The following is a 26,201-nucleotide window of genomic DNA, read 5'->3' on the forward strand; positions in this document are numbered from 1 at the left end:
TCAGCCGGAGCTATTTCATGGCCGGATCAGGATCATTTCTGCTGCTCAGCGCCGCCGTTTTCTTTGGTGCCTTCGTTTCCGGCCTGGCCGGGTTCGCCTTTTCCGCCGTGGCCGGCGCGATCCTGCTGCACAGTCTGCAGCCTTTGGAGGCCGTGCCGTTGATGATGGCGTGCAGCGTCGGCGTGCAGGCGACGAACCTCTGGGCGCTTCGCAGCAGCATCCGCTGGAAGGACAGTTTCGTCCTGATCCTGGGCGGCCTGCTGGGCGTCCCCCTCGCGCTTTGGCTGCTGCACAATGCGGACGCGCGCGTGTTTCAGCAGGTGTTTGGCGCGACGATCGCGATCTACGCCGGCTACATGCTGTTCAAGCCGGCGCTGGGCAGCCTTCAACCGATGAACCGAGGCCGCACCGCGATCGTCGGCTTCGGCGGCGGTCTCATCGGCGGCCTCACGGCGATGCCGGGTGCGCTACCGACGATCTGGTGCGAGATGCACGGCCTGCCGAAGACCGAGCAGCGCGGCGTCGTCCAGCCGTTCATTGCCGCGATTCAGCTCGCCTCGCTGGCGGCGATGCTGGCCCGGCAGGATCTGTCGTCCAAGGTGATCATCGATCTCGCCTTGAGCATCCCGGCGCTTTTCGCCGGCACGGCGCTCGGCATCCTCGCCTTCCGCAGGATCAACGACGCGCTGTTCAGGAAGATGATCCTGGGCATCCTGCTGCTGTCGGGTCTGTTGCTGGTCGTATGACGGAGAGGCGTCGTCCCCTTCGCGCGCAGCCAAGCTATCGTTGCTGCATTCCGGGACGTGCCGCGAAGCGGTGCGGGTCCGGACTACTCCCGATCGCGGTCATGGACGAAAGATTTCTCTTTACGAATATCAGAAATCATGCTTTAGTGTCGCCATCCCGCCTCACTCGGAAGGGGCGTTGCGCGCGATCGTCACGACACGCGGGGCGGGGAGCGATGGCCGCGAGGGAGCCGCAGCATGTCTTCGGGCGTGCGGACGAACGGCTCGGCGCGGACGTGAAGTCGCAGCGTGCTGACACCCCGACGCTGGTGTCACGTTACGCGGAGCCTCGCTTCGCGTGGCAATGGTGGCCAACAAGCTCGGCGCACCAGGCAGACTGCGTATAAGCGTGAAGACCGTCGCGCAGGGAATGCCGGTTGACCGGCTGAACCTGTGGTACCTGCCGCCTGCACTTTCTTCCGCAGGCGGGCCATGGGCGAGGCCATCAGTCCGGCATTCCCTGCGCCCTCCGACTATTGGAGGGTGAGCAAGACCAGTCCAGCTCGGGCACCATGGCGCCGCGAGAACGTTTGCTCATGGGCAACGGCGAGCCGACCCCTGACTCAGCTTTCGAGCAGCCACTCCGTCGCGCTGCGCCACAGCGTGTCGCGATGCGCGGCGCGGAAGAAGCCCATATGGCCGATCGCGGAGGCGCCGACGTCCTGTGGCGCGATGCTGAGCAGCTCCGGCGTCGTGCCCGTATAACCGGCGCACAGCTTCTCGACCGCGGGCCGTGTCGCCCAGGGATCGTCGGCCAGGCACAGCGCCCGCAGCGGGGCGTTGAAGCCGGCGTAGTTCGCGAGGCCCGGCAGCGATGCGTCATCGAACAGATAGCGCGGGCTCATGATCCAGCGCACCCATTGCAGGAACACCCCCTTCGGCAGGTCCTCGCCGACGCCGCTCCATCCCGGCGTGTAGCCGAGCGCATGCGTCAGCGGAACGCCGATGCCGTTCAGCATCGCCGCCACGCGCCAGCGTTCGCCCGGGGCCATCAGCTTCCAATAGCCGGCCTGCGAGGCGATGAAGAGCGCGCGCGACACCTCGGTGTTGTTGGCGAGCAGGCCGAGCGTCTGGCCGCCGAAGGAGTGACCGACATAGCGCAGCGGCAGCTCACCGAAGCTCTCGCGCATCCAACCGACCGCGCCGGTGATGTCGAGTGCGGCCCAGTCGGCCATCGAGGCCGCAAAGCCCTTCAGGGAGCGGGGACGGCTGCCGCCGATCCCGCGATAGTCGTAGGTGAGGACCGCGCAACCCTGCTGGGCGAGATGGGCTGCGAAGCCACGATAGATCCGGCGTGGGATTGCCGCCCCGGAATTGATCAGCACGGCATGCGCCGGCCTGCCGCGCGGCATGAACAGGCTGCCGGCGAGCGCAAAGCCATCGACGGCCGGAACGGTCAGATCCTCGCTCGAAACGCCGTCGGATTCCGTCTCGCCCACGCCTCGTTCTCCCGTCCCTTGCCCTTCCGCAGCAAAGTCAAATTCCGGTTGCGGTGCAAGCCCTTGTGTCCGCGCTTTAAATTCCAAGTGGCGGCACGGGGACAGGCTGTGTATAAGGCGCGCGCCGCCGTGCGGGGAACAAGTGTGCGGCCGTCCAGAGGGAGTAGAAAGCCATGACGGAGCGCTGGAGCCCGGAGAGCTGGCGGTCCAAGCCGGTGCAGCAGGTGCCCGACTATCCCGACCAGAAGGCGCTGGCCGAGGTCGAGGCGCAGCTTGCGACCTTTCCGCCGCTGGTGTTCGCCGGCGAGGCGCGCAACCTCAAGAAGGCGCTGGCGCGGGTGGCGGCGGGCGAGGCGTTCCTGCTGCAGGGCGGCGACTGCGCCGAGAGCTTTGCCGAGCACGGCGCCAACAACATCCGCGACTTCTTCCGCGTGCTGCTGCAGATGGCTGTCGTCATGACCTATGCCGGCGCGGTGCCGGTGGTGAAGGTTGGCCGCATCGCCGGCCAGTTCGCCAAGCCGCGCTCCTCGCCCACCGAAAAGATCGATGGCGTCGAGCTGCCGAGCTATCGCGGCGACATCGTCAACGACACCGCCTTCACCGCCGAGGCGCGTATCCCCAATCCGCAGCGTCAGCTCGACGCCTACCGGCAGTCGGCGGCGACGTTGAACCTGCTGCGGGCGTTCGCCACCGGCGGCTTCGCCAATCTCGGCAGCGTACATCAGTGGATGCTCGGCTTCGTCAAGGATTCCCCGCAGTCGCGCCGCTACAAGGAGCTCGCCGACCGCATCTCCGAGGCGCTCAACTTCATGCGCGCCTGCGGCCTCGACCTCGAGAGCCATCCGGAGCTGCGCGCCACCGATTTCTACACCAGCCACGAGGCGCTGCTGCTCGGCTACGAGCAGGCCTTCACGCGCGTCGATTCCACCACCGGTGACTGGTACGCGACCTCAGGCCATTTCATCTGGATCGGCGACCGCACCCGCCAGCTCGACCATGGCCATGTCGAATATTTCCGCGGCATCAAGAACCCGATCGGCCTGAAATGCGGCCCGTCGCTGAAGCCGGACGAGCTGCTCAAGCTGATCGACATCCTCAACCCCGACAACGAGCCGGGACGGCTGACGCTGATCAACCGCTTCGGCGCCGACAAGGTCGGCGATCATCTGCCGGGACTGATCCGCGCAGTGCAGCGGGAAGGGCGCAAGGTGGTGTGGTCGTGCGATCCGATGCACGGCAACACCATCACCTCGACCTCGGGCTACAAGACGCGGCCGTTCGACCGCATCGTGTCCGAGGTGCGCGCGTTCTTCGCGGTGCATGCCGCCGAGGGCACCCATGCCGGCGGCATCCATCTCGAGATGACCGGCAAGGACGTCACCGAATGCATCGGCGGCGCGCGCGCGATCACCGACGAGGATCTCAACGACCGCTATCACACGGTGTGCGATCCCAGGCTGAACGCCGAGCAGTCGATCGACATGGCGTTCCTGATCGCCGAGCTGCTCAAGCAGCAGCGCGGCGGCAAGTCCGCACCGATGCCGGCGGTCGCGGGCTTCTGATGCTGCGCATCTGGCGCGCGACGCTCAACTCGCGCAATGGCCTGGCCTTCGCGCTGCGCTCCGAGCAGGCGGTGCGCGAGGAGGTCGTCGCATTCCTGCTGGCGCTGCCGCTCGCCTATGTGATCGGCGCGACGCCGATGCGCAGCGTCGAGCTGGTCTGCGCGGTGGTGCTGGTGCTGGTCGTCGAGCTGCTGAACACCGCGATCGAGAAGCTCGCCGACCGCCTGACCACCGAGCACGATCTGCAGATCGGCCGGGTCAAGGATCTCGGCTCGGCCGCAGTCGGCGTCGCGCTGCTGATGTCGGGCTGCTTCTGGCTGTTCGCGATCGCCGAGCGGCTCGGGCTGCTGTGAATGAGTTGAGCGATGGCCGCTGACTTCTTCAGGATCACGCTGGCCCAGCTCAACCCGACGGCCGGCGACATCGCGGGAAATGCCGCGAAGGCGCGCGAGGCGCGGGCGAGGGCGGCGGCCGACGGCGCCGATCTCGTGGTGCTGCCGGAGCTGTTCCTGGCGGGGCATCCATCCCGGGACCCGGTGCTGAAGCCGGCATTTCAGGCCGCGTGCCGGGCCGCGATCGAGGCGCTCGCGCGCGAGACCGCCGATGGCGGGCCGGCGGTGCTGATCGGCACGCCCTGGACCGAGGACGGCAAGCTCTACAATGCCTGCGTGCTCCTCGACGCCGGCCGCATCGCCGCGACGCGCTTCAAGGCCAACCTGGCCGATGGTGATCAGAAGCGCGTGTTCACGCGCGGTCCGGCGGCCGGCCCGCTCAGCGTGCGGGGCGTCCGCATCGGGGTCGCGATCGGCGAGGACATCTCGCTCGAAGACTCCTCGCACTACGAAAACGTCGTCGAGACGCTGGCGGAAACCGGGGCCGAGCTCATCGTCGTGCCGAGCCGCTCATGCTACGTGCGCAGCGGTGGCGACCGGCGCCTGTCGGCCGCCGTGGCCCGCGTCACCGAAAGCGATCTGCCGCTCGTCTGGCTCAACCAGGTCGGCGGTCAGGACGGCGAGGTGTTCGACGGCGCGTCCTTCGCGCTGAACGCCGATCTCTCGGTGGCGGCACAGCTCCCGGGCTTCGTCGCTGAAGTCGCGACCTTGGCATGGAGCAGGGGAGACGATGGCTGGCAGTGCCGGGGACCGGTCACCACGCTGATCGAGGGCGAAGAGGCGGACTACGCGGCCCGCGTGCTCGGCCTGCGCGACCACGTCGAGAAGCACGGCTTCACCGGCATCGTGCTCGGCCTGACCGGAGCCATCGAGTCGGCGCTGGCCGCAGCCCTGGCGGTCGATGCGCTCGGGTCCGGCAAAGTCCGCGGCGTGATGCTGTCCGGACCCGGCACGTCGCAGGCGTCGCTGGATCAGGCCATGGCGGTCGCGGCGCGACTCGGCTTCGCCGCCGAGCGGGTACCGATCGCGGCCGCCGTCGAAGGCTTCGAGCGCGCGCTGCCCGGGCCGCTTGCGGGAAGCGCCCGTCATCAATTGCTGGCCCGCGTCCGCGCGACGCTGCTGATGGCACTGGCGAGCCTGTCCGGCGCGCTGGCCGTTGTCGTCGGCGCCACGGCCGAGATCGGCGACGTGGCTGGCGGGTTTGCGCCGCTCGAAGGCATCGGCCCGGCACAGTTGCGTCGTCTCGCAGCATTGCGAAACCGCTGGCGGTTCGCTGACGCGCTGGGACCGTCGGGCGAGGTCATCTCGCCCGCTCTGATCACGAGTCCGCTGGAGGCGCGCGACGACCGGGCGCTTGCCGACCGCGCGTCATCAGACGCGTTCGAGGGATGACGCCCATGGCCCGGCGACTGACTCGATCAGCGCTGCGGGATGAAAGTCGGTCCGACCGTGCGGATCTGCTTGTCGCCGCCTGCGCTGGTCGTGATGTCCGCGGTCGCTGGCGCTGCGGCCTCGGCCGGCGCGGCACCCTTCCTGGCGGCGTTCGCCGGCGCCCTGCCGGTCTGGCGCTGCTGCATGCGCTTGGCGCTCTCCTCGGTGACGATGATGTCGCCCTGCTCGGCGGCGGTGGCTCGGTCGTCGATCGACTTCAGTGCCTCCGCCCAGGTCTGGCCCGGCGCCTTGCAGGAACAGCTCGGGTTGAACTCGGTGCGGAACTTGAAGGCATTCGGCAGCGCGGTGTAGGGCTGACCGTTGACCGAGACCGCCTGGTTCATGTCTTCGCCGGGATTGCGATAGGTGAACAGCGTCGCGTCGGCGGCAGGGCATTGCGCCTTGCAGGCGCGCTCGTCGTCGGCGAAGCGGCCGGGAACGGTGGCAAACGAGATCGGGAAATAGGCGCCGTCGCAGCTGCGCACGCACACGGTCCGAAAGGTGCCCTGCGGCGCCGCGAGATCGGCGCTCGGCGGCGGCAGCGATGCGGCGGGATTGCTGTCGGCCCCGCCGCCGAACAGGCTGGTCAGGAAGTTGCCGCCGCCGCTGCGATTGGCGTTTGCATTGGCATATTGCTGGTACTGCGGGCCGCAATTGTTCTGGCCGAGGGCAACCAGCACCGAGCGGCGCTGGTTGTCGCGCTCACCGCCGAACCCACCGCTGCGCAGACGCTCCAGGCTGCCCATGATCTGGTCGAGGTTGGAGCGCATCTGCTGGATCTGGTTGTTCACCGGCTGGCATTCGGCCGCGCGGCCGTTGAAGATCGAAAAGAAGCCGGGGCTGTCGCAACCCATGCGCTTGGCCTGCATGCTGACGCGGTCGAGCTCGCCTTGCTGCTTGGCGGCCGCGTCCTGATAACGCCGGATCTGGTCCTCACGCGCGGGATCGCCGCCACCGCCGCGATCGATCGAGGCGAGCTGCGCTTCCAGACGTGGGCAGATCGGATTGACGCCGGCCTGCGGCCCGGGCGGGCCCGGCGGCATCTGCGCATAGGAATCGGAGCTGGATTGCGCCAGGGCGTGCGAGCCGGTCAGGGTCAGTCCGAGCAGCGCAGAGAGGGCCAACAGGCGCGGAGACAGGGATGCGATCAAGATGCGGTATTCCGGTCCATGGGTGCAGCCGCGGGACTAGCACAGAATTCGGAAAAATCGCGGCAGCGGCGGGCATCCCATAGCCGCTTTGTCGGGCATCGTCACGTCGTTTCCGGGGCGCCGAGGTGGCGGGAACAGCCGTTCCCGGCCGTCTCAGCGCTGGCAGGTGATCGCGACAAAGTCTCTGCAGCCGCCATGGGCGCAGTTTGCGCCGGCTTTCGGCACCGATCCGGTGATTTCATCGGGGTCGACGCGGCGATAGGAGGAGGCCTGTGCAAAATCCCGTGATTGGCAGTACGAGCGCGCAGCCGAGGCGCCGCAGCGGTCGCCCTTGGCGAGGCACTGGTCGACGCCGTAGCCGTCGGCTTCGTTGGCGATGATGAAGATGCGGCTCTCCGCCGTGGCGGTGGTCGCGGCGGCGAGGAGAACACAGCAGGCGAGCAGCGCCGGGGAGATTCGCATGGTGCACCGGTGGGTGTAGGAGACAACTCATGGTTAGGCCCAAAAGGTTAAAAATGATTAACCATGAGGCGGGGCGCGAGCATTTGGGCAGTGAAAGCGGCCGTTTTGCGGCTCTTGACGGAGACAGCCTGCTGCATCATGGTGAGTTTCATGAACGGTTTCCTCGCCATCTGCTGCATTTGCCGCGAGATTACGCGCTAGCGATTCGCTGGCTGAGGCCGTCTTTTCTCAACAGAGATGATCAGGACGCCCGGCCGGCAGGTCGGAAGCGTGATTCGTGCCGTTGCCGTCCGCTCGCGGTCGGTCGTTCGGCGTAGGACACCCGTTGCGCCTCGTCATGGACCTGTCGGTCCGGCGAGGCGGTGAGCACAGGGCATTCGGGGACGGACCATGGACTTGCGTTTGTACGACACCGCATCGCGGGAGAAGCGCCCCTTCGTGCCGCTCGATCCCAACAACGTCCGCATGTATGTCTGCGGACCGACGGTCTACGACTTCGCCCATATCGGCAATGCGCGCCCGGTGATCGTCTTCGACGTGCTGTTCCGGCTGCTGCGGCATCTCTATGGCGAAAAGCACGTCACCTATGTCCGCAACATCACGGATGTCGACGACAAGATCAACGCCCGCGCCGCGCGTGACTTTCCCGGGCTGCCGCTGAACGAGGCGATCCGGAAGGTTACCGAGGTGACGGCCAATCAGTTCCGCAGCGACGCGGCTGCGCTCGGCAGCCTGCCTCCGACCTTCGAGCCACGCGCCACCGAGTTCGTGCTGCCGCGCCCCGATGGCAAGGCGGATATGGTGACCCTGATCAAGCAACTGATCGCGCGTGGCCACGCCTATGAGGCGGGCGGCGAGGTGTTGTTCGACACCCGATCAATGCCGGACTATGGCGCGCTGTCGGGTCGCAAGCTCGACGAGCAGCTTGCCGGCGCGCGCGTGGCCGTCGACGCACACAAGAAGAACCCTGCCGACTTCGTGCTGTGGAAGCAGTCGTCGGAGGACGAGCCGGGCTGGGACAGCCCGTGGGGCCGCGGCCGCCCGGGCTGGCACATCGAGTGCTCGGCGATGAGCGCGGCCTATCTCGGTGAGGTCTTCGACATCCATGGCGGCGGGCTCGACCTGATCTTCCCGCATCATGAGAACGAGATCGCGCAGTCGCGTTGCGCCCATGGCACCTCAGTGATGGCGAACTACTGGCTGCACAACGAGTTCGTCCAGGTCGAGGGCGCGAAGATGTCGAAGAGCCTCGGCAATTTCGTCACCATTCGCGACCTGCTGGCGGACTGGCCCGGCGAGGTGCTGCGCCTCAACATGCTCAAGATGCATTATCGCTCGCCGGCGGACTGGACGGCCAAGGGCCTGGAGGAGAGCGCCAAGACGCTCGACGACTGGTATCGCGTCGCGGCCGATGCGCCGGGCGAGCAGCCGGAGCCTGAGATCATCGCGGCGCTCGTCGACGATCTCAACACGCCGCTGATGATCGCAGAGCTGCACGCGTTGCGGAGCCGTGCGGCGTCCGGCGGCGAGTCGGATCGCGCTGCCTTTGCCGGCTCGCTTCGCTTTGCGGGTTTCCTGTCGGAGACCGCCGTGCAATGGGAAGCGCGAAAGCAGCAGGCCAAGGGCGTGGACGCCGCCGCGGTCGAAGGCCTGATCGCCGAGCGTACCGCGGCCCGCGCGCGGAAGGACTTCAAGGAGTCCGATCGCCTGCGCGACGCGCTCGCGGCGATGGGCGTTGTATTGAAGGATGGCAAAGGCGCCGACGGCAAGCCGGTCACGACCTGGGAGATTGCGCGATGAGCAAGCCCGACACCCCGTTTCCGCGGCACTGGCTGTACTACATCCTGCTCAAACTGGTGCTGATCGCGGGCGCAGTGGCGCTGGTCACGAAACTCTACGGCATGTGGTGACACATGGGACAGGCTCTCCCGAGGCCCGCACTGCGGCCGTTTCTTCCGGCTGATACGCCGCTGCTCGCCGCGATCTTCGTCGCCAGCATCCAGGGGCTGACAGGTGACGACTACAGCGAGGAGCAGCAGGAGGCCTGGGCGTCCGCTGCGGAGGATGAGACGGGCTTCGGCAAGAGGCTGGCATCCGAGCTCACCTTGATTGCGACCCTTCAGGGATCGCCGGTCGGCTTCGCCGCGCTGAAGGGAAACGATCACATCGACATGCTCTACGTTCATCCGAACGCGGCGGGGCAGGGCGTCGGCGCCCTGCTATGCGACGCACTGGAAAAGCTGGCGGGCGCGCGCGGCACGACCGGTCTGTCGGTCGACGCCAGCGACACGGCGGTCGAATTCTTCCGCAAGCGCGGCTATGTCGCGCAGCAGCGCAACAGCGTCTCCATCAATGGCGAGTGGCTCGCCAACACCACGATGAAGAAGACGCTCGGCTCCGGGGGAGCGCAGGCATGAGCAGGGCAGGCACAAGCAGAGAACGACTTTATCTGTTCGACACCACCTTGCGCGACGGTGCGCAGACCAACGGTGTCGATTTCACGCTGGCCGACAAGCAGGCGATCGCGCGCATGCTCGACGATCTCGGCATCGACTATGTCGAGGGCGGCTATCCCGGCGCCAACCCGCTCGACACCGAGTTCTTCGCCGCCAAGCCCAAGCTCGGCCATGCCCGCTTCACTGCCTTCGGGATGACGCGCCGGGCAGGACGCTCGGTGTCCAACGATCCGGGCGTCGCCGCACTGCTGGACGCCAAGGCGGACGCGATCTGCTTCGTCGCGAAGTCATCCGCCTATCAGGTGCGCGTCGCGCTGGAGACCACCAACGAGGAGAACCTCGCCTCGATCCGCGACAGCGTGACGGCCGCAAAGGCCGCGGGACGCGAGGTGATGCTCGACTGCGAGCATTTCTTCGACGGCTACAAGGAGAACGCGGAGTTCGCCCTGGCCTGCGCACGCGCGGCCTATGAGGCCGGCGCACGCTGGGTCGTGTTGTGCGACACCAATGGCGGCACCATGCCGCACGAGATCGAAGCGATCGTCGGCGAGGTCGTCAAGCACGTGCCGGGCGATCACCTCGGCATCCACGCCCATAACGACACCGAGCAGGCAGTCGCGAATTCGCTGGCCGCGGTGCGCGCCGGCGCGCGCCAGATCCAGGGCACCTTGAACGGGCTCGGCGAGCGCTGCGGCAACGCCAATCTGTGCTCGCTGATCCCGACATTGAAGCTGAAGACCGAGTTCTCTGAGCGCTTCGAGATCGCCGTCTCCGACGAGCAGCTCAGCGGCCTCGTGAAGGTCTCTCGGACGCTCGACGACATGCTGAACCGCGCCCCGAACCGGCACGCGCCTTATGTCGGCGAGAGCGCCTTCGTGACCAAGACAGGCATCCATGCCTCGGCAGTGCTCAAGGATCCGCAGACCTATGAGCACGTGCTGCCCGAGAGCGTCGGCAATCGCCGCAAGGTGCTGGTGTCGGACCAGGCCGGCCGCTCCAACGTGATCGCAGCACTGGAGCGCGGCGGCGTCCCCTTCAGCAAGAGCGATCCGAAGCTCACGCGCCTGGTCGAGGAGCTGAAGGAGCGCGAGGCCGCGGGCTATGCCTACGAATCCGCCAACGCCTCGTTCGAGCTGCTGGCGCGGCGTACACTGGGCTCGGTCCCGGAGTATTTTCGCGTCGAGCAGTTCGACGTCAATGTCGAGCAGCGCTACAACGCGGTCGGCGAGCGCGTCACGGTGGCGCTGGCCGTCGTCAAGGTTGACGTCGCCGGCGAGCGGCTGATCTCCGCGGCCGAAGGCAACGGTCCGGTCAATGCGCTCGACGTCGCGCTGCGCAAGGATCTCGGAAAATACCAGGGCTACATCGACGGCCTCAAGCTGATCGACTATCGCGTCCGCATCCTCAATGGCGGCACCGAGGCGGTCACGCGCGTGCTGATCGAAAGCGAGGACGAAAAGGGGGAGCGCTGGACCACGGTCGGCGTCTCGCCCAACATCATCGACGCCTCGTTCCAGGCGCTGATGGATTCGGTGTTCTACAAGCTGGTGAAGTCCGGCGCGCCGGGTTGAGGTGATGCATCCGTCATGGCGAGCGAAGCGAAGCAATCCAGGGCTGAATGCACGACTCTGGATTGCTTCGTCGCTTCGCTCCTCGCAATGACGCGGAGAGGGCAGGAGCAAACGCATGATCGACCACGTCTCAGTCGGTGTCAGCGATCTCGCCCGCAGCGCGCGGTTCTACGAGCGCACGTTGGCGCCGCTTGGTTTGACGCGCCTGGTCGAACGTCCCAGCACGATCGGCTTCGGCAAGAGTTATCCGGAATTCTGGATCAATCTGCGCGCCGGCATGGCGCGGGTATCCGCCGAGACGGGCTCGCACCTTTGCTTCCGTGCCAGGAGCTCCGACGACGTCGATGCATTCCACGCCGCGGCGCTGGAGGCAGGCGGTGTCTCGGACGGCGCACCGGGGCTGCGGCCGCATGACCGCGTGCGCTATTACGCGGCGTTCGTGCTCGATCCCGACGGCAATCGGATCGAGGCGGTGACGTTTCCGGCCGAATAGGGATCAGAGCCGCTTGGCGATCTCTGGCGCCATCTCGGTCTCTTCCTTGGCGACGCGTGCGGCGGCCTCGCGCAGGCGCGGCAGGATGTCCTCGACGCGTTCGGCCTTGAGCAGCTCGATTTGGAAGCCGGGGCGGATGAACTCGGTCTCGCGCATGTGGGCCAGCAGCGCGAACAGCGGTTCCCAGAAGCCATCGATATTGGCCATCAGCACCGGCTTGGCGTGGCGTCCGAGCTGCTTCCAGGTCAACTGCTCGACCAGCTCTTCGAGCGTGCCGATGCCGCCGGGCAGGGCCACGAACGCGTCGGAGTGCTCGAACATCAGCCGTTTGCGCTCGTGCATGTCCGGCGTGATGATGAGATCCTTGAGCGGCATCATGACCTCCTTCTTCACCAGGAAGTCCGGAATGATGCCGGTGACGTCGCCGCCATGGTCGAGCACCGCCTTGGCGACCGCGCCCATCATGCCGATGGAGCCGCCGCCATAAACGAGCCTGACGCCGTTCTCGGCAAGCGCCTTGCCGAGTGCCTTCGCCGATTCGATGAAGCTGGGATTCGTCCCCGGGCCGGAGCCGCAATAGACGCAAACGGTGCGGATTTCAGTCATTGGAGCGGTGTGACACTGCAGTTGAAAGGCGTCAAGACGAGGGCGGAGGAAGTGGATTCGCGGGCTTTCACGGGATGATGCAGGCTGAATGGGTCCATTTGTCCGAAAACGAGTATGCAAATACTGCGCCGCGGTAACGGATTCCGTCGACGTACCGGTGCATCCGGCGCCCGGACACTCTATATGACATATGACGCAGGCAACGCCCCGGCATCACAACATGCCAAAACACTCGCTGTTCCAGAACGTTTGATGCCGCCCGATTCCTCCTCCGAAGCAGCCGCCAACCCGCCGCCATCGTCCCTCGAGCAGGGAACGCTGGCCGGTACGCTGCGCCATTTGTGGCCCTTCATCTGGCCGAGCGATCGCGCCGATCTGAAGATGCGCGTGCTGTGGTCCGTGGTGCTGCTGCTCGCGGCCAAGGTGGCGACGCTGGTTCTGCCTTTCACCTTCAAGTGGGCGACCGACGCGCTGACCGGCGCCAACACCGCGCCGATCGCGCCCGATAACTGGGCGTTCTGGCTGGTGGCCTCGCCGATCGTCATGACGGCAAGCTACGGCGGGATTCGGGTGCTGATGGCGGTGCTGACGCAGTGGCGCGACGGTATTTTTGCCCGTGTCGCCATGCATGCGGTGCGCAAGCTCGCGACCATCACCTTCGTCCACATGCACGAATTGTCGCTGCGCTTCCATCTGGAGCGCAAGACCGGCGGCCTGACCCGCGTGCTCGAGCGCGGCCGCAACGCGATCGAGACCATCGTGCGCATGGTGATCCTGCAGCTGATCCCGACCATCGTCGAGGTCTCGCTGCTGACCGCGGTGCTGCTGTGGCAGTTCGACTGGCGCTACGTGCTGGTCACGCTGACCATGGTCGCGGCGTATCTCTATTACACCTACATCGCGACCGAGTGGCGCATCGAGATCCGGCGCCGCATGAACGACTCGGATACGGACGCCAACACCAAGGCGATCGACTCGCTCTTGAACTACGAGACGGTGAAGTATTTCGGCGCCGAGGCGCGCGAGGCGGAACGTTACGACCGCTCGATGGAGCGCTACGAGCGGGCCAGTGTGAAGACCTATACCTCGCTGGCGGTGCTCAACGCCGGGCAGGCCGTGATCTTCACGGTCGGGTTGACGGTGGCCATGCTGATGTGCGCCCAGGGCGTGCGCCAGGGGCGCAACACCGTCGGCGACTTCGTCATGATCAACAGCATGATGATCCAGCTCTACCAGCCGCTGAACTTCATGGGCATGGTCTATCGCGAGATCAAGCAGGCCATCATCGATATCGAGAAGATGTTCGGCGTGCTCACGCGCGATGCCGAGGTGAACGACGCGCCCGGAGCGACGCCTTTGGTGGTGACCTCCGGCAACGTCCGCTTCGAGGATGTCCGCTTCGCCTATGAGCCGGAGCGGCCGATCCTGCAGGGGCTCAGCTTCGAGGTGCCGGCGGGCAAGACGGTCGCGATCGTGGGGCCGTCCGGCGCCGGCAAGTCGACCATCTCGCGGCTGCTGTTTCGGCTCTACGACGTCTCCGGCGGCCGCATTCTGATCGATGGCCAGGACATCCGCGATGTTACCCAGGTGTCGCTGCGCGCCCAGATCGGGATGGTGCCGCAGGATACCGTGCTGTTCAATGACACCATCCGCTACAACATCCGCTACGGACGCTGGGATGCGGACGACGCCGCGGTCGAGGAGGCGGCCCGCCTCGCGCAGATCGACGGTCTGATCCGGATGGCGCCGAAGGGCTACGAGACCCAGGTGGGCGAGCGTGGCCTCAAGCTCTCCGGCGGCGAGAAGCAGCGCGTCGCGATCGCCCGCACCATCCTGAAGGGGCCGCCGATCCTCGTGCTGGACGAGGCGACCTCGGCGCTGGACAGCCATACCGAGCACGAGATCCAGGAGGCGCTCGATGGCGTGTCGCGCAACCGCACCTCGCTCGTGATCGCGCACCGGCTTTCGACCATCGTAGCGGCCGATGAGATCATCGTGCTCGACCGGGGTCGCATTGCCGAGCGCGGCACCCATGCCGAGCTGCTGGCCAAAAGCGGGCTGTATGCCGGCATGTGGAACCGGCAGCGCGAGGCCGAGGAGGCGCGCGAAAAACTGGCGCAGATCGGCGATGAGGCCACGGCGCCGAACCGCAATCCGCCTGATCGGGGCGAACCGGACGTCGCCGGGCCGGATCTGGCGGGACGGGTAGCCAGCGCCGCCGAATGATGCTGCGGACCGCCCTGATCTGAACTCAAGACTGCATTAAGGATTCATTTTGACCTTCGCCGGCCATCGACCTAGTCAAGGCGGCGGTCCGCTCTGAGGGTCAGAGCGACAACACTCAACGAAGCAGGCCATGTCGATCAGCAATTCCATCCGCGCTCAGATCCCGCCGATCCACCCGGAAGGCTACCCCTTCATCGGGGGATTTGCCCTCGTCAGCCTGATCCTGTTCTGGATATTCACCCCGCTCGGCTGGATCGGCACGCTGCTCACCGTCTGGTGCGCGCTGTTCTTCCGCGACCCGATCCGGGTCACGCCGCAGCGGGAAGGGCTGGTGGTGGCGCCGGCCGACGGACGCATCTCCATGATCACGCGCGCCCTGCCGCCGGCCGAGCTCGGCCTCGGCGACCGGCCGCTGCTGCGGGTCTCGATCTTCATGAGCGTGTTCAACGTGCATGTGAACCGCAGCCCGGTGGCCGGCCGGATCGAGAAGATCTCCTACCGTCCGGGTGCCTTCATCAATGCCGAGCTCGACAAGGCGAGCGAGGACAACGAGCGCAACTCGCTCGCGATCTCGACGCCGCATGGCCGGATCGGCGTGGTCCAGATAGCCGGCCTCGTGGCGCGCCGGATCGTGTCGTTCGTGCGCGAGGGGCAGACCATTGGCGCGGGCGAGCGCTTCGGCCTGATCCGCTTCGGCTCGCGGCTCGACGTCTATCTTCCTGACGGCACTGAGGTTCTGGTCTCGGAGGGGCAGACCGCCATCGCCGGCGAGACGATCCTGGCCGATTTCGACGTGCCCGTGCCCGGCCTGACGTTCCGGAGCCAGTGAACCGTCGCTGCCCGCTGGTGACCCATTAAGGAGACCTTGAGCCGTGTTCAGGCACAAGGTCCCGGACAAACCACACGTGGTGTGATCATGAGCTTCGATCTGAACTCTCCCGAACTGCGCCGCCGCCGTTTCCGCCCGATCCCGGTGCGGCTGCTGGTGCCGAACATGATCACCTTGCTGGCGATCTGCGCCGGCCTCACCGCAATCCGGCTGTCGACCGAGGGGCGGATGGAGCTCGCCGTCGGCGCCATCGTCTTCGCCGCCTTTCTGGACGGCATCGACGGCCGCATCGCCCGCATGATCAAGGGCCAGTCGAAGTTCGGCGCCGAGCTCGACAGCCTGGCCGACTTCGTCAATTTCGGCGTGGCGCCCGGCCTGATCCTGTACTTCTGGCAGCTCCATGAGCTGCACGACGGCGGCTGGATCGCCGCCATGATGTACGCCATCAGCGGCGGGCTGCGGCTGGCGCGCTTCAACGCCAGCATCGACGATCCCAACAAGCCGCCCTTCGCCGCCAATTTCTTCACCGGCGTGCCGGCCCCGCTCGGCGCCATCACCGTGCTGCTGCCCGTCTATCTGGCTTTCCTGGACCTGCCGAGGCCGCCGGCGCTGCTGACGGCTTTCTACACGCTGCTGATCGCCTTCCTGATGGTGTCGCGGCTGCCGGTGTTCTCCGGCAAGACCGCGCGGATGCGCGTCTCGCCCGAACTCGTGCTGCCGGTGTTCGCCGCGGTGGTGTTCTTCGTCGCGCTGCTGGTGGTCTATCCCTGGCACATCCTGTCGGCCGGATCGATCCTCTACATCCTGAGCCTTCCGTTCGGCTGGCGGCTGTATCGGCAGCAGGCGGCGCGGCACGCCGCGGTCCTTGGTGCCGCGGCTGCAGCGTCGCACGCCTCGTCTTCATCCACGACGGCTTTTGCGCCGACCGGCGTGCCGGCGGCGGAGCAGGGGCAGCGGCCGCCGGAACGGCTGCACTGAGCGCAGGGCGCCCCGACCGAGCCCGCGCTTTGCCGGCTTCGGCGCCTCAGTTATACCGGATGGCCAAGGACGGCCCGCGAATGCCGTCCGCATCATCCGGAGAAACGCCCGTGACAAGCACTGCCGCCGCGCCCCTCGCTGCTTCCGTCCTCGAGGCGCTCGCGCGCTATGACACGCCGACCATCTGCAACGCGATGGAGATCGTGGCGCCCGAGCGCCGCCTGATCGGCTACACGACCAAGCCGCTGGTGTGCCCGTTCCCGGACCTGCCGCCCATGGTCGGCTACGCGCGGACGGCGACGATCCGGTCCGTCGTCAAGTCGGGCCTGCCGGCGGACGAGCAGGCGAGGCGGCGCACCGACTACTACGAATATGTCGGCACCGGTCATGGTCCGCGCATCGTCGTGATCCAGGATATCGATGGCCCCGACATCGGCTACGGCGCGTTCTGGGGCGAGGTGCAGAGCAATGTCCACAAGGCGCTCGGCTGCCTCGGCGTGATCACGGATGGATCGATCCGCGACATCCCGCAATGGGCTGCTGGCTTCCAGGCTCTGGCGGGCTCGATCGGTCCGTCGCACGCGTGGGTGCATGCCGAGAGCTTCGGCGGCGAGGTCCGCGTCGCCGGGATGACCGTGCGCTCGGACGACCTGATCCACTCCGATCGCCATGGTGCGATCGTCATCCCCGCCGACATCGCCGCGAAGCTTCCCGAGGCGGCCGAGCTGTGCGCGCGCCGTGAAACGCCGATCCTGGACATCGCGCGGTCTGCGGATTTCTCGCTCGAGAAGCTCAAGGCCGCCTTGAAGCGGTCGGCGGAGATTCATTGAGCGTCGCTTCGCTCCGGTCCAAATGAGCGAGCCGTGCCGCTCGACGGTGCGGCTCGCCGCCCTTGCGCGGGGCGCTCGCCGAACTGCGACGCTGCAACCGCATCCGGATGACTACGGGGTGACGACTGAGCTTCGGCCGAAAATGTCGAACGCGGTGACGAATTACCCGCAAACTGGCCGGGACTCGCCGAAGGTTAAGCGGCCGTCGCTCGTTGAGAAGATTTTATCCATCAAGCTTTACCTGATGGCTAGCCCGTCCCGATAGGCATGTCGCCCGAGGGCGAAGGACATGCGCAGGCTGATATCGAAATCGAGGCCGTTGTTCGGGCGGGTCGACCGGACCGTCGACAGGATGGTTCGGCTGATCGGACATTTCGGCAGTGCCGCGATCGGCCTCTCGGCGATCGCGCTGGTGTGGGCCGGCATCTTCTACACGATCTCCGAAGAGTATACGCGCACCGAGCAGTCGGCGCTGAAGAACGGCGCCAACCTGGCCCGCGCGTTCGAGGAGCAGATCATCCGCTCGATCCGCGCGGCAGATCAGACCTTGCTCTACGTCCGCGACTCCTATGCCAGAGACCCGCACAACTTCGACATGTCGCTATGGTCGAAGAACAGCCAGTTCCTGTCCGACTTCTCGTTTCAGGTCGTCGTGATCGGCAAGGACGGCATCATGCTGTCTAGCAACATCGATCCGAAGATGCGCGGCCTCGACCTGCGCGACCGCGAGCACTTCCGCGTTCATGCCGACGGCAAGGATGATTTTCTCTTCATCAGCAAGCCGATCTTCGGCCGTGTCTCCAACAAATGGTCGATCCAGTTGACCCGCCGCATCATCATGCCGGACGGTTCGTTCGGCGGCGTGGTGGTGGTCTCGCTCGACCCCGAATATCTGTCGAGCTTCTACAATTCGGTCGATCTCGGCAAGAAGGGCAATGTCACACTCCTCGGTCTCGACGGCATCGTGCGCGCACGGGCCTCGGCCGGTCCGGGGGGCGTGGGATCCTCGCTCGCCGGCAGCCCGGTGATGAGCGCCATTCAGCACAGAAGCAGCGGCTTCTACACCTTCAAAAGTCTGATCGACGGCATCACGCGCATCTACTCGTTCCAGCGCATCAAGGATCTGCCGCTGGTGGTCATCGTCGGTCAGGCCTCCGAGGAGATCTTCAGCGCCTTCAAGCTCAACCGCGATCGTGATCTGCTGGTCGGGGCGTTGCTGACGGTGGTCATCGGCATCATCACGATCCTGATTGCGCGCTATCAGGCGGGACTTGCCGCCTCACGCGATGCCGCCGAGGCAGGTACGCGGGCGCGCTCCGAATTCCTGGCGATGATGAGTCATGAGATCCGCACGCCGATGAACGGCGTCATCGGCCTTGCCGATCTCTTGCTGTCGGCGGACCTCGCGCCGGAGCAGCGCAAGATCGCGACAACCTTGCGCGAGTCGGCCGATTACCTGTTGCAACTGCTCAACGATGTCCTCGATTTCTCCAAGCTCGATGCCGATCGGCTGGAGATCGAGCACATCGAGTTCGACCTGCACCGGTCGGTGACGGCGACCGCCGAGTTGCTGGTGTCCCGCGCCAGGGAAAAGGGCTTGCAACTGACGACGTCGATCGCGCCGGACGTGCCGAACTACGTGGTCGGCGATCCCGCGCGGCTGCGCCAGGTGCTGTTCAACCTGGTCGGCAATGCGCTCAAATTCACCGAATCGGGCGGCGTCCATATCGATGTGCGTGCCGAGAACCTTGCCGGGCCGAACCTGACGCTGGTGTTCTCGGTCGCCGATACCGGCGTCGGCATTCCCGCAGACGCCGTCAGCCGGCTGTTCAAGCAGTTCTCGCAGGTCGACAATTCCATCTCGCGCCGCTTCGGCGGCACCGGTCTGGGGCTCGCGATCTGCAAGCGCCTCGTCACCTGCATGGGCGGCGACATCAAGGTGCAGAGCAAGGTGGGCGAGGGCAGCACTTTCACCTTCTCGATCCAGGTCCAGCCGCAGCCGGACGTCGAGCAGGTGAGCGCGCCCGAGGCGACCATCGTGCCGGTCGGCGAGACGATCGCCGAGGAACGTCCGGGCAGCCTCGCGCCGCTGAAGATCCTCGTTGCCGAGGACAATCTGACCAATCAGTTCGTCATCAAAAAGCTCCTGGACAAGCTTGGTCACGGCTACGACATCGTCGAGAACGGCACGCAGGCGATCGCAGCCGTGCAGAAGCAGCCTTACGACCTCGTGCTCATGGACATGATGATGCCCGAGATGGACGGGCTCACGGCGACGCGGATGATCCGTTCGCTGCCGCCGCCCGCGCAGGACATCTACATCGTCGCTCTGACGGCCAACGCCACCAGCCAGGATCATCTGGCGTGCACCGACGCCGGCATGAACGACTTCGTGACCAAGCCGGTCACGCGCGATCGACTGAATGCCGCTCTGCTTCGCGCGGCCGCTGCTACACACAAGGAAAGGCTTGTCGCATGACCGACTGGGTGCAATTCGACGAATCCGTCTATCAGATCCTGGTCTCCGAGCTCGGCGAGGAGGATGCGCTGGAGGTCCTGCGCACGTTCCTCGACGACACGTCCGGAAAGTTCGGCACGCTTGCGGCCAAGTTCGAGGATCGCCTCGAACTCAGGCGCGAGGCGCATTCGATCAAGAGCTCGTCGGCGACGTTCGGTTTCTCGGCGCTGTCGCGCCTGTCGCGCGAGCTCGAGGTGGGATCGGCGACGATGGAGCCGGCGCAGATGCTGGAGATGGTCCACAAGATGCAGCGATCATTCGATCAGTCAGCCGTCTTCGCCGCGGCGAACCTGCTCAAGTCCGGATCGTCGGTCGCTTGAGCGAGGTCGGCGTCGTACGCGGCGCTGCTGTTTACCTTTCATTATGCCTACCGAATTCAGTAACTCGTCCTTAATGGCGGACATTTAGTGTCGTGACATGCGGTCCAGAAGCACCGCGTCGGTCCGGCAGGGTCCGTGGTTTGCGTACGCGGTGGAGTTGAATCATGGATATTATGACGAGTGCGGGGCTCGTGGCTGGCGTGATCGTCATCGCGACGATGATGCTTCTGGGCGGCGATCTCGAGATGTTCGTCAGCGAGCACGCCGCAATCATCATCTTCGGCGGTTCGATCGCAGCCACCATGATTCGCTTCCCGCTGGGCGTCATGCTGCACGGCGTTCCGCTTGGAATGAAGTACGCCTTCACCATGAGCCGCCTGTCGGCCCGCGAGCTCGTCGACGAGCTCGCCCGCATCGCCGAGATCGCGCGCAAGCAGGGCCCGGTCGGCCTGGAAAAGGTCGAGACCGACGAGCCGTTCCTCGCCAAGGGAATCCGCTACGTGGCCGACGGCTACGACCTCGAATTCATCCGTGACAATCTCGAGCGTGACCGCGACAATTTCCTGATGCACCTGGACGAAGGCAGCAAGATCTATCGCGCCATCGGCGACTGCGCCCCGGCGTTCGGCATGGTCGGCACGCTGATCGGCATGGTGCAGATGTTCGCCAACATGACCGACCCCTCGAAGCTCGGCCCGTTCATGGCGACCGCGCTGCTCGCGACCCTGTACGGCGCGCTGGTGTCGAACCTGATCTGTCTGCCGATCGCCGACAAGCTGCATGGCAAGCTGCTGGACGAGGAAACCAACCGGACGCTGATCATCGACGGAATCCTGATGATCCGCGACTCCAAGAGTCCGGCCCTGGTCCGCGAAATGCTCCTGGCCTATCTGCCGGAGAAGCATCGCCACGCCGAAGGCGAGCCCGTGCCGGCCTGATCGGCTGCGGCGGGGCGATCCGGGGTGGGGTAGGCAATGGCCAAGAAGAAGAGGGGCGATGCGCATGGCGGCGGTCACGGCTGGTTCGTGACCTTTGCCGACCTGATGGGACTTCTGGTCAGCTTCTTCGTGATGCTGGTCGCGTTCTCGACCATGGACAACGCCAAGCTGAAGGTCGTCGCAGGCTCGATGCGCGACGCCTTCGGCGTGCAGACCGAGTCGCGCTATTCGGGCATCGTGGAATCCGACGGCCTGCCGACCCGGCCGAAGCTCAAGAACGCCGCCCACATCTCGCCGGAGGAGACCGCGCGCGAGCCGAGCCCCGAGCAGGAGGAGCGCCAGCATACCAATGGCGCCAAGCTGAAGATCGATCGCCAGTTCGCGCTGGCGTCCGCCTCGCTGCGCCAGGCGCTGCAGGACATGCCGGAGATGACCGAGATCTCCAAGCACATCATGTTCGAAGAGACCAAGCAGGGTCTCAACTTGGAGATCGTCGACCAGGACGGGCGGTCGATGTTCGCTGATGGCTCGAAGGTGCCGTTCGACCGCACGCGACGCCTGATAGAGAAGCTGGCTGCCCCGCTCAAGGCGACCCCGCTTCGGGTCCAGATCACCGGGCACACGGCCGCCGGCTTCGTTCCCGCCCGCAGCGACTATGGCGGCTTCGACCTGTCGGCGGACCGCGCCAATGCGGTGCGCCAGATCCTGGAGCGGGAAGGGCTGCCGGCGAGCCACATCTATGCCGTCTCCGGCAAGGCGGACACCCAGCCGCTGTTTCCCGACGACCCGTCGCTGGCAGCCAACCGCCGCGTGACGATCACCCTGATGCGGGAAGACCCGCCATTGCCGCCCGATCTGAAGCCGTAGCCGGGATGCTTCGCTTGCCGCATCATAATGCCGCATGGCGGCTTGCGAACGGCAACGAAGAGCATCAGCGGGCACTTGATTCGCCGGGGGTAGATCCGACATCTGCCTCAGGATGCCTGGGCTAAAGGCACTTGCCGCGATGCGGCATGCGACATCCGTGTCAGCCATGCCGTTTGGTTGCGACCTGGGAACAGCGGTCTGCTTACGCTAGAGACTTGACCTGCGAACGGTCTACGTTCACACGCGCCGGGCCAAACAGGGAAGATGCGTTCCGAGCAACATGACGGCCAGCGCGACATCGACCGAAGGACAGGACACCGCGAGCACGTCGGGGTTCTGGGGGCTGACGCTAGGCAGCATCGGCGTGGTGTTCGGAGACATCGGCACCTCGCCCCTCTACGCCTTTCGCGAGGCCGCGCACGGCGCCGCTCAGGGGCAGCCGGTGTCGCGGATCATCGTGCTCGGGGTGCTCTCGCTGATCCTCTGGTCGCTGTTCATCGTGGTGACGGCCAAATACGTCCTGCTGCTGCTCCGCGCCGACAACAACGGCGAGGGCGGAACGCTGTCGCTGATGGCGCTCGGACAGCGGGCCTTGGGCCGGCGCAGCCTGTTCCTGATGTCGCTGGGCGTGATCGGCGCTTCGATGTTCATCGGAGACTCGATGATTACGCCGGCGATTTCGGTGTTGTCGGCGGTCGAAGGCCTCAAGCTCGCGGCGCCCGCGCTCGAGCACTACGTCGTGCCGCTGACCGTGTTCATCCTGGTCGTACTGTTCGCGGTCCAGAGCAAGGGGACGGCGCGCGTCGCCTCCGCCTTCGGCCCGGTCATGGTCACATGGTTCACCACCCTCGCCGTGATGGGACTCGTCCACATCCGCGACGACCCCTCCGTGCTCGCGGCGATCAATCCCTATTATGCGGTGCAGTTCCTGCTCTCGCACGGCACGATCGGCCTGGTCACCCTGGGCGCGGTGTTCCTCGCGGTCACCGGCGGCGAGGCACTCTATGCGGATCTCGGTCATTTCGGCCGCAAGCCGATCCAGTCGGCCTGGCTGTTCTTCGTGCTTCCGGCGCTGCTGATCAACTATTTCGGGCAGGGCGCACTGGTGCTGTCCGATCCCGCCGCGATCGAGAATTCGTTCTACCGGATGGTGCCCGAACTGCTGCTGCTGCCGCTGGTGGTGCTGGCCACCGCCGCGACCGTCATCGCGAGCCAGGCCGTGATCACGGGCGCCTATTCGCTGGTCAGCCAGGCGGTCCAGCTCGGCCTGCTGCCGCGTTTCGAGGTGCGCTATACGTCCGAGAGCCATGCCGGCCAGATCTATCTGCCGCGGGTCAACCGGTTGCTGCTGATCGGCGTGCTGTTGCTGGTGCTGCTGTTCCGGACCTCGAGCAATCTCGCCTCCGCCTATGGCATCGCAGTGTCCACCACCATGGTCGCCGACGGCATCATGGGCTTCGTGGTGATCTGGAAGCTGTGGAACTTGCGCGCGGCCGTGGCGGCCGCCGTGATCGCTCCCTTCGTCATCGTCGATATGACCTTCTTCAGCGCCAACCTGCTGAAGCTGCTCGAAGGAGCCTGGGTTCCGCTGCTGTTCGGTGCCGCGATGGTCGTGACGATCTGGACCTGGCGGCGTGGTTCGGCGATCTTGGTGCTCAAGACGCGCAAGATCGAGGTTCCGCTGGATGACCTGATCACCAGCCTGGAGAAGAGGCCTCCTCACATCGTCAAGGGCACGGCGGTGTTTCTCACCAGCGACCCGACCTCGGTGCCGACCGCATTGCTGCACAATCTCAAGCACAACAAGGTGCTGCACGAGCACAACGTGATCCTGACCATCGAGACCGCGCAGACGCCGCGGGTCGATGTCTCGGAGCGCGTGCGCATGGAGAAGATCAGCGAGAAGTTTTCCAAGGTGCGGCTGCGCTTCGGATTCATGGAATCCCCGAACGTGCCGCGCGCGCTCGCGGTGGCGCGCAAGCTCGGCTGGCAGTTCGACATCATGTCGACGTCGTTCTTCGTCTCGCGCCGCTCGTTGAAGCCATCGTCCCAGTCGGGCATGCCGACCTGGCAGGACCATCTCTTCATCGGTCTGAGCCGGTCGGCCAACGACGCCACGGACTATTTCCAGATTCCCACGGGCAGGGTCGTCGAAGTGGGTACCCAGGTAACGATTTGATCGGCTGGACTTCCCTGACGGCTCGTGCATGCTTAAATGCATGGCTGAGGCGCATTCCCGACGGGTCCGTCGTAACGCGCTGCCGCTATAAGCCGCGCGCTCTGCCGCGTTGTGCAGTGAAGCATTAACGAGTCCTCGAGGGGGCTACCCCATGACAGTCGACGTCGCAGCTACGCCCGCGGAAGCGCCGGCGACCAACGGGCATGGCAACGCCCATTCCACGGCGAGCTTCGCGGCGCTGACACTGGGAAGCATCGGTGTCGTCTATGGCGACATCGGCACCAGCCCGCTGTACGCGTTGCGTGAAGCGGTCTTGGCTGCGAGCAGCAGCGGCGAGCCTGCGCCTCACGCCGTGATGGGGGTGATCTCGCTCATCCTGTGGGCTCTCATCGTCGTCGTGACCCTCAAATACGTCGTGATCCTGCTGCGCGCCGACAACCACGGCGAGGGCGGCACCCTGGCGCTGATGGCGCTCGCCCAGCGCGGAGTCGCGCGCGGCGCCAGCATCATCGTGCTGCTCGGCATCATCTCGGGCGCGCTGTTCTATGGCGATGCGGTGATCACGCCGGCTCTGTCCGTGTTGTCGGCGATCGAGGGCATCAAGCTGGTCACGGCAGCGTTCGAGCCCTACGTCGTGCCGCTGACCGTCGTGATTCTGGTCGCGCTGTTCGCTGTCCAGGCGCGCGGAACGGCCAAGGTTGCGGCGTTCTTCGGTCCGATCATGCTGATCTGGTTCCTGGTGATCGGCATTGCGGCGTTGCCGCCGATCCTGCGCCATCCCGAGGTGCTGTGGGCAATCAACCCGCTGAATGCCGTGACCTTCATGCTGCATCACGGGATCATCGGCTTCGTCACGCTCGGCGCGGTGTTTCTGGCCGTCACCGGCGCCGAGGCGCTGTACGCCGACCTCGGCCATTTCGGCAAGCGGCCGATCCAGACTGCCTGGCTGTTCATCGTGCTGCCATCGCTGGCGCTGAACTATCTGGGGCAGGGGGCGCTGGTGATCGCCGACGCGAAGGCGATCGAGAACCCGTTCTTCCTGATGTTCCCGGAGTGGGCGCTGATCCCGATGGTCGCGCTCGCCACAATGGCGACCGTCATCGCGAGCCAGGCCGTCATTACCGGTGCCTATTCGCTGACGCGGCAGGCGATTCAGCTCGGCCTGCTGCCACGCTTCGAGATCCGCCACACCTCCGAGGCGCATTCGGGCCAGATCTACATTCCGCGCATCAACAAGCTGCTGCTGATCTCGGTCATGCTGCTGGTGCTGATGTTCAAGTCATCGAGCGCGCTCGCCTCGGCCTACGGCATCTCGGTCACCGGCACAATGGTCGTCACGGCCATGATGGGCTTCGTCGTGATCTGGAAGGTCTGGCGCTGGTCGCCGATTGCGGCGGCCGCGCTGATCGCGCCGTTCCTGTTCCTGGATCTGACCTTCCTGGCGGCGAATCTCCTGAAGGTGTTCGAAGGCGGCTGGGTGCCGCTGGCGCTGGGCGGCTTCGTGATGACGCTGATGTACACGTGGCGGCGCGGCAGCCGGCTCTTGTTCGACAAGTCGCGCAAGCTCGAATTCCCGCTCGCCGATCTCGTGACCATGCTTGAGAAGCGTCCGCCACAACGGGTGGCCGGCACGGCCGTGTTCCTGACCAGCGATCCCTTGAGCGCGCCGACCGCGCTGATGCACAGCCTCAAGCACTACAAGGTGCTGCACGAAAAGAACGTCATCCTGACGATCGAGACCGCGCCGACGCCGCGCATCGAGCCGTCAGAACGGGTTCGCCTCGAGCAGATCAGTCCGACGTTTTCCAAGGTGACGTTGCGCTTCGGCTTCATGGAATCGCCCAACGTGCCGCGGGCACTTGCGATCGCGCGCAAGCTCGGCTGGCAGTTCGACATCATGTCGACCTCGTTCTTCCTGTCGCGACGTGCGCTGAAGCCGGCTGCGCATTCAGGCATGCCGCGCTGGCAGGATCACCTGTTCATCTCGATGAGCCGCTCCGCCAACGACGCGACCGACTATTTTCAGATCCCGAGCGGACGGGTGGTGGAGGTCGGCACCCAGGTTACGATCTGAGCTCGAGACCCGTCTCCTCAGCGTGCCGAAGCGCTTGATTTTCGGTGCGTCTGGGGTGAGTTTGGCGACCGGATTGGGGCCGATATGGCCCTGC

The 26,201-nt window shown here is 65.8% G+C and carries 21 protein-coding genes and 1 pseudogene; 18 read left to right on the forward strand and 4 right to left on the reverse strand.

The window, feature by feature from the left end; genetic code table 11:
• Positions 1-17 precede the first annotated feature (17 nt).
• Positions 18-746, forward strand: a complete 729-nt coding sequence (locus QW845_RS19020; RefSeq protein ID WP_315803082.1) for a sulfite exporter TauE/SafE family protein — start codon at positions 18-20, stop codon at positions 744-746.
• Positions 747-1,348: 602 nt separating this feature from the next.
• Here QW845_RS19020 and QW845_RS19025 read toward each other — a convergent pair.
• Positions 1,349-2,224: an alpha/beta fold hydrolase gene (locus QW845_RS19025; RefSeq protein ID WP_315803083.1), complete on the reverse strand. Its 876-nt coding sequence runs from the start codon at positions 2,222-2,224 to the stop codon at positions 1,349-1,351.
• Positions 2,225-2,397: 173 nt separating this feature from the next.
• Between QW845_RS19025 and QW845_RS19030 the strand changes: the two genes are divergently transcribed.
• From QW845_RS19030 to QW845_RS19040, 3 genes are read left to right on the forward strand one after another with little or no spacing between them, the layout of a single operon-like run.
• A complete protein-coding gene (locus tag QW845_RS19030) occupies positions 2,398-3,786 on the forward strand; it encodes a class II 3-deoxy-7-phosphoheptulonate synthase (protein WP_315803084.1) in 1,389 nt (462 codons plus the stop codon).
• A complete protein-coding gene (locus QW845_RS19035) occupies positions 3,786-4,139 on the forward strand; it encodes a diacylglycerol kinase (RefSeq protein ID WP_315803085.1) in 354 nt (117 codons plus the stop codon). Before QW845_RS19030 ends, QW845_RS19035 begins: the two co-directional genes overlap by 1 nt.
• 12 nt (positions 4,140-4,151) lie before the next feature.
• Positions 4,152-5,570, forward strand: a complete 1,419-nt coding sequence (locus QW845_RS19040; protein WP_315803086.1) for a nitrilase-related carbon-nitrogen hydrolase — start codon at positions 4,152-4,154, stop codon at positions 5,568-5,570.
• A gap of 26 nt (positions 5,571-5,596) precedes the next feature.
• On the opposite strand, the gene QW845_RS19045 is transcribed toward QW845_RS19040, so the two are convergent.
• Positions 5,597-6,760: a DUF2865 domain-containing protein gene (locus QW845_RS19045; RefSeq protein ID WP_315803087.1), complete on the reverse strand. Its 1,164-nt coding sequence runs from the start codon at positions 6,758-6,760 to the stop codon at positions 5,597-5,599.
• A 153-nt stretch (positions 6,761-6,913) separates the two neighbouring features.
• Positions 6,914-7,222: a hypothetical protein gene (locus QW845_RS19050; protein ID WP_315803088.1), complete on the reverse strand. Its 309-nt coding sequence runs from the start codon at positions 7,220-7,222 to the stop codon at positions 6,914-6,916.
• 390 nt (positions 7,223-7,612) lie between these two features.
• On the opposite strand from QW845_RS19050, the gene cysS reads away from it, so the two are divergent.
• The 4 genes from cysS to QW845_RS19070 all read left to right on the forward strand — a co-directional run bounded on the left by cysS (position 7,613) and on the right by QW845_RS19070 (position 11,742).
• A complete protein-coding gene (gene cysS, locus QW845_RS19055; protein ID WP_315803089.1) occupies positions 7,613-9,022 on the forward strand; it encodes a cysteine--tRNA ligase in 1,410 nt (469 codons plus the stop codon).
• Between the two features lie 113 nt (positions 9,023-9,135).
• Positions 9,136-9,639 carry a GNAT family N-acetyltransferase gene (locus QW845_RS19060; RefSeq protein WP_315803090.1) on the forward strand — a complete coding sequence of 168 codons (504 nt, stop codon included), beginning with the start codon at positions 9,136-9,138 and terminating at the stop codon, positions 9,637-9,639.
• The gene (gene cimA / locus QW845_RS19065; RefSeq protein WP_315803091.1) at positions 9,636-11,249 is read left to right on the forward strand and encodes a citramalate synthase; all 1,614 of its coding nucleotides are present in this window, start codon (positions 9,636-9,638) and stop codon (positions 11,247-11,249) included. Before QW845_RS19060 ends, cimA begins: the two co-directional genes overlap by 4 nt.
• 115 nt (positions 11,250-11,364) lie before the next feature.
• Positions 11,365-11,742 (forward strand): VOC family protein, encoded by a 378-nt coding sequence (locus QW845_RS19070; protein ID WP_315803092.1) that lies wholly within the window; start codon positions 11,365-11,367, stop codon positions 11,740-11,742.
• Positions 11,743-11,745: 3 nt separating this feature from the next.
• Here QW845_RS19070 and QW845_RS19075 read toward each other — a convergent pair whose 3' ends face one another.
• Complete coding sequence (locus QW845_RS19075; RefSeq protein WP_315803093.1) at positions 11,746-12,348, reverse strand: TIGR00730 family Rossman fold protein; 603 nt, start codon at positions 12,346-12,348, stop codon at positions 11,746-11,748.
• A gap of 252 nt (positions 12,349-12,600) precedes the next feature.
• Between QW845_RS19075 and QW845_RS19080 the strand changes: the two genes are divergently transcribed.
• The 10 genes and pseudogenes from QW845_RS19080 (at position 12,601) to QW845_RS19125 (ending at position 26,107) form a co-directional block, all read left to right on the forward strand.
• Positions 12,601-14,574, forward strand: a complete 1,974-nt coding sequence (locus QW845_RS19080) for an ABC transporter ATP-binding protein/permease (RefSeq protein WP_315803094.1) — start codon at positions 12,601-12,603, stop codon at positions 14,572-14,574.
• Between the two features lie 124 nt (positions 14,575-14,698).
• Positions 14,699-15,403 (forward strand): annotated as a pseudogene (locus QW845_RS19085) (phosphatidylserine decarboxylase); the annotation flags it as partial.
• An 87-nt stretch (positions 15,404-15,490) separates the two neighbouring features.
• Positions 15,491-16,381, forward strand: a complete 891-nt coding sequence (locus tag QW845_RS19090) for a phosphatidylcholine/phosphatidylserine synthase (protein ID WP_315803095.1) — start codon at positions 15,491-15,493, stop codon at positions 16,379-16,381.
• Positions 16,382-16,491: 110 nt separating this feature from the next.
• Positions 16,492-17,211, forward strand: coding sequence for an RraA family protein (locus QW845_RS19095; RefSeq protein ID WP_315803096.1), 720 nt, complete (start codon positions 16,492-16,494; stop codon positions 17,209-17,211).
• Positions 17,212-17,500: 289 nt separating this feature from the next.
• Positions 17,501-19,690 carry a hybrid sensor histidine kinase/response regulator gene (locus tag QW845_RS19100; protein ID WP_315803097.1) on the forward strand — a complete coding sequence of 730 codons (2,190 nt, stop codon included), beginning with the start codon at positions 17,501-17,503 and terminating at the stop codon, positions 19,688-19,690.
• On the forward strand, positions 19,687-20,049 hold the full coding sequence (locus QW845_RS19105; RefSeq protein ID WP_315803098.1) for an Hpt domain-containing protein: 363 nt from the start codon (positions 19,687-19,689) through the stop codon (positions 20,047-20,049). Before QW845_RS19100 ends, QW845_RS19105 begins: the two co-directional genes overlap by 4 nt.
• Before the next feature lie 164 nt (positions 20,050-20,213).
• Complete coding sequence (locus QW845_RS19110; protein WP_315714499.1) at positions 20,214-20,987, forward strand: motility protein A; 774 nt, start codon at positions 20,214-20,216, stop codon at positions 20,985-20,987.
• 36 nt (positions 20,988-21,023) lie between these two features.
• Positions 21,024-21,854, forward strand: a complete 831-nt coding sequence (locus tag QW845_RS19115) for a flagellar motor protein MotB (protein WP_315803099.1) — start codon at positions 21,024-21,026, stop codon at positions 21,852-21,854.
• 280 nt (positions 21,855-22,134) lie between these two features.
• Complete coding sequence (locus QW845_RS19120) at positions 22,135-24,033, forward strand: potassium transporter Kup (RefSeq protein ID WP_315803100.1); 1,899 nt, start codon at positions 22,135-22,137, stop codon at positions 24,031-24,033.
• Between the two features lie 151 nt (positions 24,034-24,184).
• Entirely contained in the window at positions 24,185-26,107 is a 1,923-nt protein-coding gene (locus QW845_RS19125; RefSeq protein ID WP_315803101.1) for a potassium transporter Kup, read from the forward strand.
• Positions 26,108-26,201: the final 94 nt, after the last annotated feature.

Origin of the sequence: Bradyrhizobium sp. SZCCHNS3002, assembly GCF_032377435.1 — a bacterium.
GTDB lineage: Bacteria > Pseudomonadota > Alphaproteobacteria > Rhizobiales > Xanthobacteraceae > Bradyrhizobium.